The sequence below is a fragment of the Butyricicoccus porcorum genome (genome assembly GCF_002157465.1).
In the GTDB taxonomy this organism is placed as follows: Bacteria; Bacillota; Clostridia; order Oscillospirales; family Butyricicoccaceae; genus Butyricicoccus_A; species Butyricicoccus_A porcorum.
The window spans coordinates 391,521-409,462 of the sequence record NZ_NHOC01000002.1 but is presented as its reverse complement, the minus strand read 5'-3'; the positions used below and the strand labels follow the sequence as shown (position 1 = coordinate 409,462).

Annotated in this window: 19 protein-coding genes; 2 read left to right on the top strand and 17 right to left on the bottom strand. The window is 54.4% G+C overall.

Going from position 1 to position 17,942, the window contains the following annotated elements:
- Positions 1 to 127: 127 nt before the first annotated feature.
- From CBW42_RS03420 to CBW42_RS14605, 9 genes are all read right to left on the bottom strand, one after another.
- A complete protein-coding gene (locus CBW42_RS03420) occupies positions 128 to 529 on the bottom strand; it encodes an Asp23/Gls24 family envelope stress response protein (RefSeq protein ID WP_087017754.1) in 402 nt (133 codons plus the stop codon).
- A 74-nt stretch (positions 530 to 603) separates the two neighbouring features.
- Positions 604 to 1,206, bottom strand: coding sequence for a SpoIIIAH-like family protein (locus CBW42_RS03415; protein WP_087017752.1), 603 nt, complete (start codon positions 1,204 to 1,206; stop codon positions 604 to 606).
- Positions 1,207 to 1,217: 11 nt separating this feature from the next.
- Complete coding sequence (locus CBW42_RS03410; protein WP_087017750.1) at positions 1,218 to 1,748, bottom strand: hypothetical protein; 531 nt, start codon at positions 1,746 to 1,748, stop codon at positions 1,218 to 1,220.
- 12 nt (positions 1,749 to 1,760) lie between these two features.
- Positions 1,761 to 2,237, bottom strand: a complete 477-nt coding sequence (locus tag CBW42_RS03405) for a hypothetical protein (RefSeq protein WP_087017748.1) — start codon at positions 2,235 to 2,237, stop codon at positions 1,761 to 1,763.
- Entirely contained in the window at positions 2,234 to 3,325 is a 1,092-nt protein-coding gene (locus CBW42_RS03400; RefSeq protein ID WP_165761034.1) for a stage III sporulation protein AE, read from the bottom strand. The genes CBW42_RS03405 and CBW42_RS03400 overlap by 4 nt, the downstream gene beginning before the upstream one ends.
- Positions 3,326 to 3,342: 17 nt before the next feature.
- A complete protein-coding gene (locus CBW42_RS03395) occupies positions 3,343 to 3,732 on the bottom strand; it encodes a SpoIIIAC/SpoIIIAD family protein (RefSeq protein WP_087017810.1) in 390 nt (129 codons plus the stop codon).
- 2 nt (positions 3,733 to 3,734) lie between these two features.
- Entirely contained in the window at positions 3,735 to 3,929 is a 195-nt protein-coding gene (gene spoIIIAC / locus CBW42_RS03390) for a stage III sporulation protein AC (RefSeq protein WP_087017744.1), read from the bottom strand.
- Positions 3,930 to 3,936: 7 nt separating this feature from the next.
- Positions 3,937 to 4,455 carry a stage III sporulation protein AB gene (locus tag CBW42_RS03385; RefSeq protein WP_165761033.1) on the bottom strand — a complete coding sequence of 173 codons (519 nt, stop codon included), beginning with the start codon at positions 4,453 to 4,455 and terminating at the stop codon, positions 3,937 to 3,939.
- 14 nt (positions 4,456 to 4,469) lie between these two features.
- Complete coding sequence (locus CBW42_RS14605; RefSeq protein ID WP_165761031.1) at positions 4,470 to 5,345, bottom strand: stage III sporulation protein AB; 876 nt, start codon at positions 5,343 to 5,345, stop codon at positions 4,470 to 4,472.
- A gap of 265 nt (positions 5,346 to 5,610) precedes the next feature.
- Here CBW42_RS14605 and CBW42_RS03380 point away from each other — a divergent pair, with 265 nt between their 5' ends.
- Positions 5,611 to 6,462, top strand: a complete 852-nt coding sequence (locus CBW42_RS03380; RefSeq protein WP_087017740.1) for a sulfide/dihydroorotate dehydrogenase-like FAD/NAD-binding protein — start codon at positions 5,611 to 5,613, stop codon at positions 6,460 to 6,462.
- A gap of 1 nt (position 6,463) precedes the next feature.
- On the top strand, positions 6,464 to 7,858 hold the full coding sequence (gltA, locus tag CBW42_RS03375) for an NADPH-dependent glutamate synthase (protein ID WP_087017738.1): 1,395 nt from the start codon (positions 6,464 to 6,466) through the stop codon (positions 7,856 to 7,858).
- A 114-nt stretch (positions 7,859 to 7,972) separates the two neighbouring features.
- Here gltA and pyrB read toward each other — a convergent pair whose 3' ends face one another.
- The 8 genes from pyrB to tig form a co-directional block, all read right to left on the bottom strand.
- Complete coding sequence (gene pyrB, locus CBW42_RS03370; protein ID WP_087017736.1) at positions 7,973 to 9,073, bottom strand: aspartate carbamoyltransferase; 1,101 nt, start codon at positions 9,071 to 9,073, stop codon at positions 7,973 to 7,975.
- A gap of 285 nt (positions 9,074 to 9,358) precedes the next feature.
- Complete coding sequence (locus CBW42_RS03365; protein ID WP_087017734.1) at positions 9,359 to 10,639, bottom strand: diaminopimelate decarboxylase; 1,281 nt, start codon at positions 10,637 to 10,639, stop codon at positions 9,359 to 9,361.
- A gap of 211 nt (positions 10,640 to 10,850) precedes the next feature.
- Positions 10,851 to 11,444, bottom strand: coding sequence for a ribosome biogenesis GTP-binding protein YihA/YsxC (yihA, locus tag CBW42_RS03360; protein WP_087017732.1), 594 nt, complete (start codon positions 11,442 to 11,444; stop codon positions 10,851 to 10,853).
- The gene (gene lon / locus CBW42_RS03355; protein ID WP_087017809.1) at positions 11,438 to 13,906 is read right to left on the bottom strand and encodes an endopeptidase La; all 2,469 of its coding nucleotides are present in this window, start codon (positions 13,904 to 13,906) and stop codon (positions 11,438 to 11,440) included. The genes yihA and lon overlap by 7 nt, the downstream gene beginning before the upstream one ends.
- 335 nt (positions 13,907 to 14,241) lie before the next feature.
- The gene (locus tag CBW42_RS03350) at positions 14,242 to 14,559 is read right to left on the bottom strand and encodes a DUF3846 domain-containing protein (RefSeq protein ID WP_087017730.1); all 318 of its coding nucleotides are present in this window, start codon (positions 14,557 to 14,559) and stop codon (positions 14,242 to 14,244) included.
- 15 nt (positions 14,560 to 14,574) lie between these two features.
- A complete protein-coding gene (clpX, locus tag CBW42_RS03345; protein ID WP_087017728.1) occupies positions 14,575 to 15,849 on the bottom strand; it encodes an ATP-dependent protease ATP-binding subunit ClpX in 1,275 nt (424 codons plus the stop codon).
- Between the two features lie 159 nt (positions 15,850 to 16,008).
- On the bottom strand, positions 16,009 to 16,599 hold the full coding sequence (clpP, locus tag CBW42_RS03340) for an ATP-dependent Clp endopeptidase proteolytic subunit ClpP (protein ID WP_087017726.1): 591 nt from the start codon (positions 16,597 to 16,599) through the stop codon (positions 16,009 to 16,011).
- 49 nt (positions 16,600 to 16,648) lie between these two features.
- Positions 16,649 to 17,938, bottom strand: a complete 1,290-nt coding sequence (gene tig, locus CBW42_RS03335) for a trigger factor (RefSeq protein WP_087017724.1) — start codon at positions 17,936 to 17,938, stop codon at positions 16,649 to 16,651.
- Between the last annotated feature and the right edge of the window lie 4 nt (positions 17,939 to 17,942).

The following is a 17,942-nucleotide window of genomic DNA, read 5'->3' as shown; positions in this document are numbered from 1 at the left end:
GGTTTTTTCACCCTCTTCGCGGCGACAGACTTACAAGCACAGCAAAAAAAGCCCTGCGCGCAAAGCGAGGGCAAAAAAATAAACCCTTGACGCGGCGGTCAGGGTTTATTTTACATTGTTTTTGCAATCACTGGACAGGATCGGTTGCCGGAACGGCCAGAGATGTTTCAAACGAAACACCGCCGACGTTGACATTGACCGCCGACGTGCGCATACCAGTCATCGACTGAATGGACGAACGGACTGCGCTCTGCACATTCTTGCAAACCTCACAGATGTTGAAGCCATATTGCGCGAGCAGGCTGACCTCCACTTCGACCAGATCGCCGTGGAACTCGACCCTGACGCCCCTTGCCAGGCTTTTTTTGCCCAAAAACTCCGCGACATTGGTGCCGATGCCGGAATACAGGTTTCCAACGCCCTCCGTTTCGGATGCAGCGATTGCGGCGATAGATGCAATAACGTCTTCAGAAATACGGACGCTTCCCTGATCGCTTTCGGAAGTCCAATAATCCTTGCTGTCTGCCATAGGTATCACACTCCTTACGAAGTGATTATATCATACCGCGCGGCATTTGGAAATAACAAAATCAAAAAAGCGCGTTATTTCGCTTCACTGAGGCGGATCATGGACGGATCAGCACCGGTTTCTGACACGATCAAATCAGAAATTGTGGCAGCGTCGGCAGAGGTCAGGCCCTTTTTCGGTGGTGCGACAACTACACTAATCGTGTCCTCTGAGATATAAACGACCGCATCTTCATAGCCCTTTGCCTTGATCTGGCTCTCCAAACGCTCTTCCTTTACCATATCGCCCGCAATATCGGTAATTTTGGCGCTTGCCTCTTTCTTGGCGTCCTCTGTCGCAGTCTCACTCGCAACCGTTTCCTTCAGCATGGACAGTGCTTCGTCGCGCGCAGTCTGTCTGGACAGGCGTGCTTGTGCGAAATAGTCATTCGCGGTTCCACTCGCTGCCTGATCCCCGCTGTCCGTTTCTCCCGAACCGGCGGCATCCGTTGTTTCCTTATCCACAGCAGTCACCTCGCCGTAGACCGAGCCGGTTGCCTCGCTGTCCTCCTCCATCGCCTGATTGGCAATCGTCAGCTCCTCCGGCGACTGAAAATAACTCCAGTTGAGATAGACTGCCACGCACAACATCAGACCGATGACGCCGTACACGGCACCGCGTTTCCGAATGGTTCCCATATGCGTTCCTCCTATTGGCTCATTTTTGAAATGGAAATACGATCACTCGATATGCCGCACAGTGCCGAAACCGCCTGTGTGATCTCCAGCCGCACCGCGCTGCTGTCCGCGCCATCGCACAGCACAACTGCACCGCGAAAGGTCGGATAATTGCTCTTAATCAGCACCGGGGATTCGCCATAGCTACCATCGGAGAGGATGGACATCGCACTTTGATAGCTCTCGCTTGTACTGCTGCCGTCCGATGAGGTCTGGCTGGATTTGTTTACATCCGAAGCATACACCGACTCCTCCCCTGATTCCAGGGAGAGCAAAACCTCGACGCGCCCCGCACCGTCAATTTTGGACAGGCTCTCCGCGATGGCCTGCTGAAATGCAGCGAGGTCAAATTCCTGTACAGATTCACTTCCGGTCTCAGTTTGCTCCGACTCTTTTTCAGGCAGACCGGACGAGGCCAGAAGCACCACACCGATCAAAATCACTGCGATAAAATATTTATATTTCTCCCAAAGGCGAATCAGTCCTGTTTGCCAGCTTTTCATGTAACCGCCCTCTCACTCTGCCAAAATCGCGTCCTTCGGCACGCCGAGTTCTGTCGAAAGCCGGTTTCGCAGCGCATCCAGCCTGCTTTCGGAGACGCTGTCCTCTGGCTGGATGGACACGGCAGTGATCGAAACGGTTCCATCCTCCGCAACAGTTGCCGTCGCCTGTGCCGTACAGGAGATTCCATCTTCTGCCGCCTGCTGTACGACATATTCCGCCGTCTGCGCCTCCACCTGTTCCTGTATCGCCGCGCGGTACACATCACCCGCCTCGTCCTGCTGTACCTCTGCCGCTTTGGGCAGCAGGTCAGACAGTCCGGACGGCAGCGCACCGCGCAGCGGAATGACCAGAGAGAGAATCAACACGATACCAACCCCCAGCCGGATGGCTTCCTTCAGCGCACCATCCGGCACAAGCGCCAGTGCGACCGCACCGAACAGCGATGCAGCTGTCACGCTCAGGATTACCTGCCGCAGGAGCACAATCATGTCACCATCACCACCGAATACACCAGCTCAAAGAACAGGATTGCCGAACAGCTGCCCAGCATACCCAGAATCAGCCCGATACTGCCGGTGATACCGTCGAGCAGTCCCGCCAGCTGCGGCGGGCAGATCGGCGAAAGCAATGCCGTTCCCGTGCGGAATACCAGATAGCTGATGCCGAGCCGCAGGAACGGCACCAGACAGATTGCCGCGACACACAGCATGCCAAAAATGCCGAGCGAATTTTTGAGTACGACGGCACCGGAGAGCACCGCGTCTGTCGCCCCGGACAGAATATTTCCAACCACCGGGACAGCACCGGACAACGCGAACTTCGCCGCCTTGACCGTGTTTGTGTCCATTCCATGACTTGCTGTACCAGAAATTGTGATATAGGTAAAAAACAGCGTGAGCAGCAGCTTGAGCGTGCCCACGGTCAACCATTTGAGAAATGCCGCCAGCCGCGACAGCATGTTGTTGCTGATTGCCGCGTTTACAGTAATCATCGCCACATATGCCGATACAGCGGGAATGAAAATCCCTGTAATCAGAGAAATACACAGGTCAAGAGCGAACATCGTACCGCTGTATGCGAGCGCTGCCGAAGCCGGTGAGCCGGACAGCGATACCGCGGTCATCATAACCGGCAGCATGGATTTGGAAAACACCTGTATTTCCTCTGCTGTCTGGCTGCACAGCCCCATCAGTCCGGACAGATCGCGGTATACAACCGCCGTGACCCCAAGTGCACCCGCCAGGCTGAGAATCAACGGCGACAATTGAGAGGTTTTTGCAAAACTGCCCGCACAACCGCACAAGATCAGGATAACTGCAACGCGAACCAGGGTTGCCGCCGCACGCCTGACCGCACTCTGCTGCTCCTGTTTGGTGCGCTGCAATAAGGTATATACGCTCTGTGCAAGATCGCCTTCCCCATCCAGGCCCGACAACAGAGACTGTGCTTCTCCATCCAGTGCACTGCGCATGGACGCCTGTCCCGCGCTTTTCTGGTCAGAAAGCGTATCTGCCGCACGGGCGGGCACCCACAGCAGCAGGATACACAGCACAACAGCTGCCACACGCTTCATCATTTTTCCTCCGGTATCTTTTACAGCAGCATGGACTCCAGCAGGGCAAACACTTGTCGCATCAGCGGGATACATACGGCGATGGCCGCAATTGTCCCGGCGAGCTCCAGCTTGCTCCCCAGTGCGCCTTCCCCCGCATCGCGGCAGACCTGTGCCGTAATATGCACGATAACAGCAATCCCGACCGCCTTGATGACCGGAAGATAAATTTCTCCCGAAATTCCCGCAGCAGTCAGGAAGGCCGACAGCGCCTGAAAAATCTGCCCGACTGGATCGAGCACAGCCAGAAGCAGAATACAGCCGCACGCCAATGCCGTCAGCATACCAAAAACCGGTGAAAGCGGGCGCAGAAATGCGGCAAACAATGCACCGCACAGCGCTGCTGCCGCGAGCTTGACAATCAGTTCCATGCTTAAAACCCAAATACATTCTGAATCAGCGCAAACAGCTCGCTGATTTTCTGTACAATCAACATCATTACGACAATCAGACCTGCAAGCGTCGTCATCATAGCCTGTTCTTCCCGCCCGGAGCGGACAAGCAGCTGGTTCAGCACGGCGACAAGAATGCCGACCGCCGCAATTTTAAAAATCAGGTCAACTTCCATACTACATTCAAAGCAGGACAAGCACGAGCAGGATACCTGCTGCGACACAGCAGGTGCGATATACCGTGCCTTTGCTCTTCAGCTCGTCAGAGGCGATTTCCAGCTGGCGCGACAGGCGGACTTTGGCATAATCAATGCTCTTCTGCTGTGCCTGTGCGTCATATTTTCCGATGAAATCAGATAGATCGCACAGAATTGTGATATCATCTTCGCTCAGCCCTGCATCGCGCCCGCAATCCTTAAACGCTTTCATCCATTTGAATGTGAGCGAAAGATTGTCATCCTTCGCAATGCTGTCGCGCATCGCAGTAAAAATCTGTGATACAGCTGGCCTGTTGTCCGCTGCCAGCTGTTTTACAATATCCGGGATGCTCGTCAGGTGAAACGACAGCTCGTTGGATATCGTATCCAATACGGAAAGCATATCGCCCAGCACCGTGACATGACAGCGGAACTGCCGCCGCTGTGAGATGCCGATGCCGGTAAACGAACCGATAATCAGTACAATTCCCATGATTTTCAGCATTCCTGTTCTCCTCCTTATACTATGGGGATGATCTTCCTGTCGTTCCCAATGCAAAAAATGCGCGTAAAAATCTGTGTGTCCAACAAGCGGCGGTACAGCGGGCGCAGACGAAAGTCGTCCATATCCCATGCGTGCGCGGAGGCGAGCACGGCTGTACCGCAATGCGATGCACATTCCGCTGCCCGTACATCGCGCTCCGATGTAATTTCATCCAGCACCAGCAGCTGCGGAGACATGGTTTTGATAAGAATCATCGCAGCTTCTGCCTTCGGGCAGCCATCGATCACATCGGTATGTGTCCCGATGTCAAACTGCGGCACCCCTTCATACAGTGCCGCGAGCTCAGCGCGCTCATCCGCCAGTGCCGTGCGTATGCCGCTGTCGGACAGCTGACGCGCCAGATCACGGAGCAACGTCGTCTTTCCCCTGCCCGGTGGGGCAAGAAACAGTGCACTGTGTACCTGTCCCCCCTCCCATATCTGGCCCAGAAGCGCGGCATCCGCCGCCCCTGGCACCTGCCGCGCCACACGGATATTCAGTGAGGATATGTGTCGATAGGACAGGAGCTTTCCCTCCTGCACAGCAGTCTGTCCGCATACGCCGATGCGGTGCCCGCCCTGTACCGTGACAAACCCCTGCCGCAGGCTGTCCGCAAACGTATGGACGGAATACGCTGTCGCGCGGCGCAGCGTTTCCTCCAGCTCTCCCTGTGCCAGCCTCTGGCTGCCCAGCAGGAGCTCTTGCCCGCCGATGGTCACGGCAGGCAGTTGTCCGGCGCGCAGGCGAATCTCTTCACACCGTGCCTGTTCCACAGCCGACAGATTTCTCAGCGCGGTGCGCAGCTGCGGCGGCAGGCAGCCCGCCGCCTGTTCCAGCCGCTTTTCCAGCATGTACATCACCCCCTGTCCGTTCTGTTTGTTTCAGCCTATGGCTCATCCGCGCCTGCTAGAACCAAAATACCGCGCCTATAACTGTAAAATCCGTTCCTGTCCCTGTCTGCGCCCGTTGTATGTGCGGTGAATTTTCGCAATTTTTGCAAAATAATTGCACAAAATCTATTGTGAAATGGGGACAAATACGCTATCATAGGAAGGTATAGTTGTTTTATAGCGATTTGCTTAGATTTGTTTTATCTGATAATGAGGAGGATATGCTATGTATCAAATTTTGAAAAAGCGCCGGCTCAGTGAGAACGTCGTTCTGATGGAAATCGACGCTCCGTATGTTGCCAAGAAGGCAGAGCCGGGTCAGTTTATCATTCTTCGTGTCGATGAGGAAGGCGAGCGCATCCCGCTGACCATCGCAGAATATGACCGCGAGAAGGGCTCTATCACGATTATTTTCCAGGAAATCGGTGCTACCACCATGCAGCTGGGTCTGCTGGAGGAGGGCGACTGCCTGCATGACTTCGCCGGCCCGCTTGGCCGTGCTTCCGAACTGGAAGGCCTGAAGCATGTTGCAGTTGTCGGCGGCGGTCTGGGCTGCGCCATTGCGTACCCGCAGGCAAAGAAGCTGCACGAAATGGGTGCTGAGGTAGACCTGATTGCAGGCTTCCGCAACAAGGACATCATCATCCTTGAGGATGAGATGCGCGCGGCATCCACCAACCTGTACATCTGCACCGATGACGGCTCCAACGGCAACAAGGCACTGGTCACCGACATTCTGAAGCAGCAGATCGAAAGCGGCAAGAAGTATGACGCAGTTATTGCGATCGGTCCGATGATTATGATGAAGTTCGTATCTCTGACCACCAAGCCGTACGGCATCAAGACCATTGTTTCCATGAACTCGATCATGGTTGACGGCACCGGCATGTGCGGCGGCTGCCGCCTGACGGTTGACGGTGAAACCAAGTTCGCCTGCGTCGACGGCCCGGACTTTGATGGTCATCTGGTTGACTTCGACGAAGCAATGCGTCGTTCCCGCATTTATAAGCCGCAGGAGCAGTCCGCAATTGAAGCGCACAGAGAGCACTGCAATCTGCTCAAGATGGAGGTAAAGTAAGATGGCAAACATGTCTCCCGTAAAGAATCCGATCCCGGAACAGGATCCTAACGTAAGAAATAAGAACTTTTTGGAAGTTTCCCTCGGCTATGACGAAACAACCGCAGTGGACGAAGCACAGCGCTGCCTGAACTGCAAGAACCGTCCGTGCGTATCCGGCTGCCCGGTCAACGTACAGATTCCGGATTTTATCTCCCTGATCGCAGAAGGCAAGTTCCTCGAAGCCAATGCAAAGATCAAGGAAACCAGCTCTCTGCCTGCTGTCTGTGGTCGTGTCTGCCCGCAGGAGAGCCAGTGTGAGAGCAAGTGTGTCCGCGGCATCAAGGGCGAGCCGGTTGCCATCGGCCGTCTGGAGCGCTTCGCTGCCGATTATGCCATGGCACATCCGACTGACGATGCAGTTGAAGTCCCGGCTCCCAACGGCCACAAGGTCGCAGTTGTCGGTGCCGGTCCGGCTGGCCTGACCTGCGCAGGTGACCTGGCTGCAAAGGGTTATGATGTCACCGTCTTCGAGGTTCTGCACACCGCAGGCGGCGTCCTGATGTACGGCATTCCGGAATTCCGTCTGCCGAAGGCAATCGTACAGAAGGAAATCGATACGCTGAAGGCAAAGGGCGTCAAGTTCGTCCTGAACTTTGTTGTCGGCCGTACTGAGACCATTGACGACCTGTTTGCTGACGGCTTCGAGGCAATCTTTGTCGGCTCCGGTGCAGGACTGCCGAACTTCATGCGCGTACCGGGCGAGGGCTATAACGGCGTTTACTCCGCCAACGAGTACCTGACCCGTGTCAACCTGATGAAGGCATATAAGGAAGAGTCCCCGACCCCGATTTACCACGCAAAGAAGGTCGCAGTCTTCGGCGGCGGCAACGTCGCAATGGATGCTGCGCGCTGTGCAAAGCGCATGGGCGCGGAGGACGTTTACATCGTATACCGCCGCAGTGAAGCAGAGCTTCCGGCACGTGCGGAAGAAGTCCATCATGCCAAGGAAGAGGGCATCATCTTCAAGCTGCTGGCGGCTCCGCTGGAAGTCCTCGGCGATGATGATTTCCATGTCAAGGGCGTCCGCTGCCAGAACATGGAGTTGGGTGAGCCGGATGCATCCGGCCGCCGCCGTCCGGTTCCGATTGAAGGCAGTGAGTTTATTCTCGATGTCGATGCTGTCATTGTCGCCATCGGCACTTCCCCGAACCCGCTGATCCGCACCACGACCCCGGGTCTGGACACCAACCGCAAGGGCTGCATTGTTGCCGACGAAGTCGGTGCAACCTCCAAGGAAGGCGTATTTGCAGGCGGCGACACCGTCACCGGTGCTGCTACCGTTATCCTCGCCATGGGCGCAGGCAAGAAGGCTGCTGCCGCAATGGACGAGTACATTCAGAACAAGAACAAGTAAGACTTCTGTCTGACACAGCAACGCCCGCCCGGGTTAACATCCGGGCGGGCGTTTTTTTCGTCTCAGAAGCAAAAAACGCCGCAGGAAAAAACCTGCGGCGCCTGTTCTTTTGGTTCAATATTCGTAATCCATGTTAAATTTGCGCATTCTTCTGTATTCAACCAGTTGGTCGCAGTAGATACAGCGCTCGCCCTCGCGTGTGCGGTGGGTTTCCATCGGCAGATAGGTCTCCTTGCGCGTGATGCACTTCGGGTTGGTGCAACGCAGATTCGGTCTGCCGGGAATGTTTTTTGGCATATGGATGCGCGGCTGCTTGGACAGCGTCAACAGCAGTGCCATGCGCGCATACATGCCAAAGCGCGCCTGATCGAAATAAACCGCGCGCGGATCGTCGTCGACATCCTGCGCAATTTCATCGACACGCGGCAGCGGATGCATAATGAGCAGATCCTTCTTTGCATCACGCAGCTTCGCCGCAGTCAGGCAGTAGATGCCGCGCAGGCTCTCATATACATCGATATCCGCAAAACGCTCGCGCTGAATGCGGGTCATATACAGAACATCCAGCATCGGGATAACCGGCTCAAGACCGGAAACCTCATAGAACTTCATCTTGTGCTCATTCATAAACTGGCGCAGGTATTCCGGAATGGCCAGCTCACGCGGCGCAATCAGATAAAACTGTACGTTTTCATAATTGGCAAGAAAATGAATCAGGGAATGTACTGTACGGCCATATTTCAGATCGCCGCAGATGCCGATTTTCATGTTATCCGCCGAGCCGCGCAGGCGCAGAATGGTCGTCATATCGGTCAACGTCTGGGTCGGGTGCAGATGTCCGCCGTCACCCGCATTGATGACCGGTACCTCAGAGAACAGCGATGCCGCCTTGGCAGCGCCCTCATTGGGATTGCGCATCACAATAATGTCGGCATAATTGGAGACCATCGTGATGGTATCCTTCAGCGTTTCACCCTTCGCCGTAGAAGAGGAGTTCGGATTGGAAAAACCGACTACACTGCCGCCCAGGCGCATCATTGCTGTGGAAAACGAAAGATTGGTACGGGTGCTGGGTTCATAAAACAGACTTCCCAGAACCTTGCCGCGGCAGGCCTCTGTATAGCCCTCCGGACGGTCAATAATGTTGCTGGTCAGTTTATATAATTCGCGGAATTCCTCCATCGTCAGGTCGCTGAGGTCATTGATATGTCTCATGGATGCGCTTCCCCTTCCTTATATTTACTATTCATTGTAGCACAAATGCTGTCGAAAGAAAAGATAAACTGTATATCGCCGTAAAAGAAAACGGCAAACTCACCGGACAGCCAGCAACAGCATGGCTGCCAGTACTGCGGCAGTGGCCAGCAGGATGATACGATACCGGATCATATGCGTTTCGCGCCCCCTCTCCTGCTGTACAGCATGGACGGCTGCGCCACATTTTATCCGACGAAAAGCGCTGATTCAAACAACCAGCGCTTTTCTGACATACATCGTATTTTACTTATTGAACAAGCCGGTAATATCCAGCGTTGCAAAGTAGTCTGCCGGTGTTTCTGCACGGCGGATCAACTCAGTCGAACCGTCCTCCTTCAGCAGTACCTCTGCGGAGCGCAGCTTGCCGTTATAATTATAGCCCATGGAGAAGCCATGCGCACCCGAATCGTGAATTACCAGAAGGTCTCCCATATCGATCTTCGGCAGCATGCGGTCAACCGCAAACTTATCACAGTTCTCACACAGGGAACCCGTGACATCGTACTTGTGGTCGCACGGCGCGTCTTCCTTGCCGAGCACGGTGATATGATGATACGCGCCGTAAATTGCCGGACGCATCAGGTTCGCTGCACACGCATCGACACCGATATAATTCTTATAGGTATTCTTCTCATGAATGGCACGGGTGAGCAGGCAGCCATACGGGCCAAGCATATAGCGTCCCAGCTCGGTATACAGGGCAACATCGTCCATGCCTGCCGGAACCAGGATTTCCTCATATGCCTTGCGCACGCCCTCACCGATAATGGCAATATCATTGACCGGCTGTTCCGGGCGGTACGGGATACCGATGCCACCGGACAGATTGATAAACGTGATATGCGCACCGGTCTCTTCCTTCAGCTCAACCGCCATCTGGAACAGAATGCGTGCGAGCGCCGGATAGTACTCGTTGGAAATGGTGTTGGATGCAAGGAATGCATGAATGCCAAATTCCTTTGCACCCTTTGCCTTCAGTGTCTTATATGCCTCCGTCATCTGCTCGCGCGTCATGCCATACTTGGCATCACCCGGATTGTCCATGACCTGGAAGCCTTCTTCCGAGCCGCCCAGCTGGAAGACGCCGCCCGGATTGTAACGGCAGCAGATGCGCTCCGGGATATGACCAATCGCATTTTCCAAAAACGGGATATGGGTGATATCGTCCAGATTGATGGTCGCGCCCAGCCGATCCGCCAGAATGAAATCTTCCGCCGGCGTATCGTTGGAGGAGAACATGATTTCCTTGCCGGAGAAACCGCATGCCTCGCTCATCATCAGCTCGGTATACGAGGAGCAGTCAGTGCCGCAGCCCTCTTCCTTCAAAATCTGAAGAATCCGCGGGGTCGGCGTAGCCTTGACTGCAAAGTATTCCTTAAAGCCCTTATTCCACGAAAACGCCTGATACAATCTGCGCGCGTTTTCCCGGATGCCTTTTTCATCGTACAGATGAATCGGCGTGGGATACTGCTTTACAATCTCTTCGGCCTGTTCCTTCGTGACAAATGGTTTCTTTTTGTTCATGTTCTTACCTCATCCTTTTCTATATCTGTCTTGCCAGGCGCTATCTGAAAACCAAGAAAATGACGAATATTTCGCAAAGGCGGGACTGGTTCAAGGCAAAAGCACGCTGGAATCCCTTCAGATTTCAAGTGTTTTTAACGAAAAAGCAGTCCGTATTTGTAGAAATAGTCAAAATTTTCGACTTTTCAAATACGCCCCAGGATAGATGTGTTTATTCGTTGCTGATATGGTCAAGAATCAATGCGAGGACTTCATCGCGTCCAGTGCCCTTTTCCGCGGAAAATGGGATCACCGGAATCTCCTCCGGCAGATGCAGTGTCTCGCGAATGGTTTGCAGACTGCCCTCGAGCTGGCTCTTTTTGATCTTATCATGTTTATTTGCGATGATGGCAAATGGCATGCCGGTCTGTAAAAACCAGTTTGCCATCGTCACGTCATCTGCCGTTGGCTTATGCCGGATATCGACAATCTGGAACCCCAGTGTCATCGTATCCTCACTTGCAAAATATTCATCCATCAGCCGGCCCCAGCGGTCGCGCTCCTTTTTGGATACCTTTGCATAGCCATAACCCGGCAGATCGACAAAATATACCTTTTCATCGATGCGGAAAAAATTGATGTGAATGGTTTTGCCCGGCTCGTTACCGACACGGGCAAAATTTTTGCGGTTGAGCAGACGGTTGATCGTAGATGATTTGCCGACATTGGATTTTCCCGCAAATACAATCTGCGGCAGCGGATCCTGTGGGAAATCCGCCGTTTTTACCGCGGAGCGGACAAATTCCGCCTTGTGTAAATTCAGCATATATCTCCTTGTCTGGTGATCCGTGCCGGAACAGCAGCCGGAACGACCGGCAGGGTCGTGTGCGGCTCTGCCGCACGCACAGTCTCCTGTGCCGGGCGGCGCAGTGCGGTATCAAGCACGGTCTTCATCGTTTCTGCCGTGACAAATTCCACATTTTCACGGACAATTGGGTCGATATCCTGTAAATCCGGTTCATTTTCAGCTGGAACAATGACGGTTTTGATGCCAGCGCGATAAGCTGCCATGGTCTTTTCCTTCAGTCCGCCGATCGGCATGACACGACCGCGCAGCGTCACCTCACCGGTCATCGCCACATCATGGCGTACTGGAATGCCCGTGACAGCGGAGGCAATCGCGGTTGTCATCGTCACGCCCGCAGACGGGCCATCCTTCGGAATGGCAGCTTCAGGGAAATGAATGTGAATGTCGCTGTCTTTGTAGAACATCGGGTCAACACCGAGATCCTTTGCCGAGGAGCGGACACAGGTGACCGCTGCCTTTGCGGATTCCTCCATGACCTTTCCGAGATTGCCGGTAATCTCCAGCTTTCCGGTGCCCGGAATGACATTGACTTCAACCTGAAGCATTTCACCGCCGACCGATGTCCATGCAAGGCCATTGACCACACCGACTTCGTCCTTTTTGCTGACGTTGTCCTGCTTATAGCGCGGTGTGCCGAGAAATTTCTCCATGTTGGAGCGCGTCACGGTGACGCGCTTGCGCGCTTCGGTTGTCCCCTTCGCCTGCTGATCGTCGGCAATGATCTTTGCCGCCTTGCGGCAAACCTGTGCAATCTGCTGCTCCAGGCGGCGCACACCGGCTTCGCGCGTATAGGCGTCAATCAGATATACCATAGTCTCACGCGACAGGCTGAGATTGGACTTTTTCAGGCCGTGCTTTTCCAACTGCTTGGGCAGGAGGTGTCGCATGGCAATTTCCGCCTTTTCCTGTTCCGTGTAGCTGGAAATCTCGATGACCTCCATGCGGTCGAGCAGCGGGCGCGGAATGGTGTCCAATGTATTCGCAGTTGTGATGAACAGCACATCCGACAGATCGAACGGCAACTCAATAAAGTGATCACGGAACGTGCTGTTCTGCTCGATATCGAGCACTTCCAGCAGTGCCGCTGCCGGATCTCCGCGCGAGTCCGCACCCATCTTGTCAATTTCATCCATCAGCAGCAAGCAGTTTTTGCTGCCCGCCTGCGTCAGCGCAGTCATAATGCGTCCCGGCATTGCACCGATATACGTTTTGCGATGGCCGCGGATATCCGCCTCATCGCGCACACCGCCGAGTGACATGCGCGCATATTTGCGTCCCATTGCCTCCGCAACCGAACGCACGATTGACGTCTTACCGACGCCCGGAGGGCCAACCAGGCACAGAACCTGTCCCTTGAGCTGCGGTGCAAGCGACTTGACCGCAAGAAATTCCAGAATACGATCCTTGACCTTATCCAAACCATAATGGCCGCGGTCGAGAATGCGGCGCGCTTCGGCGAGGTTGATGTTTTCCTTCGTGGTAGTATTCCACGGCAGCTCCAGGCAGGTATCGAGATAGGTGCGAATGACACCGCTTTCCGCAGACAACGGCTGCATCTTCTCCAACCGTCCCGCTTCCTTGAGCAGCTTTTCCTCTGACTCCTGCGGCAGCTTCAGCGCGCGAATCTTTTCACGGTATTCCTCTACCTCATTGCCAAAGTCCTGCTCTCCCAGCTCGTTCTGGATCACCTTCATCTGCTCGCGCAGATAATATTCCCTCTGGTTTTTGTCTACCTGTTCTTTGAGCTTCTCCTGAAGATCGGACTCAATGCGCAGGATTTCTATTTCATTTCCGATAATGCGGATGACCTGCTCCAGACGGCGCACATCGCGCAGTTCCTCGAGCAATCCCTGCTTGATCTCAAAACCAAGCGGCGTATTCTGTGCGACATAGTCTGCCAGATAGCCCGGTTCACCGCCGTCCAGCACAGTCAGCACAACATCGCGCGACAGGTGCGACGACAGCGTTGCATAATCCTCGAAGCGTTCCTGCAAGGTGCGCACCAGCGCCTGCTTGCGGCGCTGGGACGTGCGTCCCGGGTCAGTTTCCAGCCGGAACACCCGTGCAAACAGGCAGTCATCCTGCATGGAAAACGCTTCTACAGCCGCACGGTGCGTGCCTTCGACGAGCACACGAATGTTATCACCCGGCAGCTTTAAAATCTGCTTGATCGTGCAGACTGTACCAACGGTATACAGATCGTCCTCTTCCGGCGAATCTGTGCGGATGTCGCGCTGTGCCGTCAAAAAAAGCCGCTGGTTGTCCTTCATGGACTGTTCCAGTGCCTTCATGGAAATCAGTCGGCCGACATCAAAATGTATCAGCATGTCAGGAAATGCGACCAGCCCGCGCAGCGGCAGAACCGGAAGCGTTTCATATTCCAGCTCCAATCCAGTCTCTATTTCTTTGATTTGAGCCATATGTGTGGGTACCTCCTTTCGGCAGCACATGCAGCCGATGAGCGTCAGGCGCTGCACGCCGTTTTTTCCATCCCAATGACGCGAGCGCGCACCGGACTTGCACAAACGGCGTGATGTTATTTCATACTTCCTAAAATTATATAGTATTTGATACGTCATTTCAAGCCCATTTCCGGTTAGAAATGTGGATAAACTACCGAAATCTGACTTCACTTTGCACCGCTTCACCGTGAAAAAGACGAGTCCTGTGCAATTTATACAAATACAGTATGAAAATCCGCAAAAAAAGCGCCCGCAGACACAGTTGCTGTCCGCAGGCGCAGGCCGCTACATCCTCAGAGCTTGAGCAGGTTTTCGTAATAATTGAAATTGTCATCGCTCAACGAGATGATGTTTCCAAACTCGTCAAAGCCGACAACGAGGATCGGGCCATAAAAGGTTTCATTGTAAATCGAACGGTTTTCCTGCATGTTCAGTCGGTCGGAAAAAGCATTGTGAATGACACAAATACCTTCATCAACACCGATTGATGCAATTCTTCCGTCGACAAGATCCTCCATCTGCGCCTCCGTGCCGTTGAGGAATTCCTCCTTCGGCTGTTCGCCCGGACGGACATAGAGGGCACGGATAATATAAGGATTCAATACGTCCATGTTCCGTTCCTCCTGTTATGCAGATTTCGGAGCCTTCTGAGTGACAACCGGCTTGCCGGTTTTGTCAATGACTTCCTTTGTAATACGGACGGATGCAATCGTATCGTCGGACGGGATTTCAAACATGATTTCCGTCATGACATCCTCGATGACACCGCGCAGGCCGCGCGCACCCGTCTTGCGTTCCAGCGCAATATCCGCAACGCGCTCCAGCGCGTCGTCGTCAAAGATCAGCTCAACGCCATCCATGGCGAGCAGCTTCTGATACTGCTTGACCAGCGCATTTTTCGGCTCCTTGAGAATGCGGATGAGCGCCTCTCGGTCGAGCGAATCCAGCGTAACCAGTGCCGGCAGGCGACCGATGATTTCCGGAATCAGGCCGAACTTCATCAGGTCATGCGGCTCGAGATCGTGCAGCACTGTGCCGACATCCTTTTCTTCCTTGGACTTGATCTGTGCGCCGAAGCCCATACTGCTCGTGCCAGTGCGCGCTTCTACGATCTTTTCCAGACCATTGAATGCGCCGCCGCAGATGAACAGGATGTTGGTCGTATCGATCTGAATGAACTCCTGATGCGGATGCTTCCGTCCGCCCTGCGGCGGAACATTGGAAATCGTACCCTCCAGCATCTTCAACAGCGCCTGCTGTACGCCTTCGCCGCTGACGTCGCGCGTAATGGACGGATTTTCACTCTTGCGCGCGATCTTGTCGATCTCATCGACATAGATAATGCCGCGCTGAGCGCGCTCGACATCGAAATCTGCCGCCTGAATCAGGCGCAACAGGATGTTCTCGACGTCCTCGCCGACATAACCGGCTTCGGTCAGCGTCGTCGCATCCGCAATGGCAAACGGAACCTCCAGCGTCTTTGCGAGTGTCTGCGCAAGCAGCGTCTTGCCCGAGCCGGACGGGCCGACCAGCAGGATGTTGCTCTTTTGCAGCTCCACATCATCATCCATATCCTTGTTGAAAATACGCTTATAGTGATTATACACCGCGACGCTCAGCGCGATTTTTGCGCGGTCCTGCCCGATGACATACTGATCGAGCGTTTCCTTGAGCTGGCGCGGGGTAGGCAGCTTTTCCAGAGAAGGCGCATTCTCCTCTGCTGCCGCAGCGGCAAATTCGTCATCGGCAAGGCCAAATTCCTCGTCCAGAATGCTCTGACAAATGTTGATGCATTCGTCGCAAATATATACATTCGGGCCGGCAATCAGCTTGTGTACAGCCGACTGCGGTTTGCCGCAAAACGAGCAGCGAATCTCACGCTTATCGTCGTTTCGTGCCATAATACACCTCGAATTCCCGGGGCGTACCGGATCACGCACCAATGCGCCCCAATAGTAAATAGCCCGCCATCGCGTCCGCAGCGCGCACCCGAAGACAGGATCACATGGCGAAATCACCGGAACGGCTGTACGCCAGCCGTTCCGGTGATCGGGTAACAATTATCTGTGAACCATGACCTGATCGATCAAACCGTATTCCTTCGCCTGGTCGGCATACATGAAGTTGTCGCGCTCGGTATCGCGTGCGATTTCCTCAATCGGTCTGCCGGTATTCTTCGCCAAAATCTCATTGAGGCGGTCTCTGGTGCGCACCAGATGATCGGTGTGAATCTTGACGTCGGTCGTCTGACCGGACAGGCCATTGCCGCCGATCAGCGGCTGATGGATCATGATCTCACTGTTCGGCAGCGCAAAACGCTTGCCCTTTGCACCGGAGGACAGCAGGAATGCGCCCATCGATGCCGCCATGCCGACACAGATGGTCGATACATCACATTTGATGTACTGCATGGTGTCATAAATCATCATGCCGGACGTAATCGAACCGCCGGGCGAATTGATGTAAAACTGAATGTCCTTGTCAGGGTCCTGCGCCTCCAGATAGAGGAACTGTGCAACGATCAGCGACGCGGTGGTGTCGTTGACGTCTTCGGACAGCATAACAATGCGGTCGTTGAGCAGGCGGGAGAAAATATCATACGAACGCTCTCCACGATTGGTCTGCTCTACAACATAAGGTACCAAACTCATAAAAATACTCCTCCTTCCCCATTGGGGGTATGTATCGTCGGAGGGTTGTTTACTCAGCAGCCTTTGCGACGACAACAGCGTTTTCCTTGAGCATTTCCATCGTCTTGGACATGGTCAGGTCGGACTTGATGGAGTCCTCCGGTACGAACTGGCGAACCTTCTCGACCTCGAGACCGTACATCTCAGCCAGTCTGTCGTACTCAGCGTTCATGTCCTCTTCCGACGGCTCAATGTTCTCCAGCTCAGCAATCTTCTTCATTGCCAGCTGAACCTTGACCTGGCGCTCAGCCTGATCGCGGAAGATATTGCGGAATGCAGACATCTCCATGCCCATCTGCTTGACGTAATCCTCCAGCTTGATGCCCTGCTGCTGAACACGGTAACCGTAGTCCTGCATGATGTTATCCAGCTGGCTCTCGTACATTGCTTCCGGAATGTCAGCTTCCATGCCTTCCAGAACCTTGTCCAGAATCTTCTCCTCGAAGTCGCGGTCAGCAGCATTCTTCTTGCTTTCGGCGATCTTGGACTCGGTGTCCTTCTTCAGCTCTTCCAGCGTCTCGAACTCGGAAACGTCCTTTGCGAACTCGTCGTCCATCTCCGGCAGGATGGTCTCCATAACCGACTTAACGGTGCACTTGAAGACTGCCGGCTTGCCAGCCAGCTCCTCAGCCTGATATTCCTCCGGGAAGGTAACATTTACATCGCAGTCCTCGCCGGCAGACTTGCCAACCAGCTGATCCTCGAAGCCCGGGATGAAGGTGCCGGAGCCCAGCTTCAGGTTGAAGTCCTCGCCCTTACCGCCTTCAAATGCCTCGCCGTCAACGAAGCCCTCGAAGTCAATGACAACGGTATCGCCCAGAGCAGCTGCGCGCTCAACGGTCTCCGTGCTTGCAGCGCGCTGTGCCAGACGGTCGAGCTCTGCCTTGATGTCATCCTCGGTTACAGTAGCATCAGCCTTCTCGGCCTCAACGCCCTTGTACTGGCCCATGGTGACCTCCGGCTCAACCGGAACGGTGCAGATGAAGTCGAATCCCTCTGCGGTCATGTTGTCAACGTCAACCGTTGCAGCGCCAACCGGAGTGATGCCAGCTTCCTCAACAGCCTTCGGATAAACTTCCGGATAGACGATGTTCAGCGCGTCCTCCAGGAATACGCCCTCGCCGTACAGCTTCTCGATCACCTTGCGCGGAGCCTTGCCACGGCGGAAGCCCGGAACCTGGATCTGGTTCTTGCTCTTCTTGTATGCGGCGTCCTTTGCCTTATCTAATTCTTCAGCGGAAACAGCGATGGTCAGCTTCACCTGGCTGTGTTCCAGCTTCTCGGTATTCTTGAGTTCCATGTTA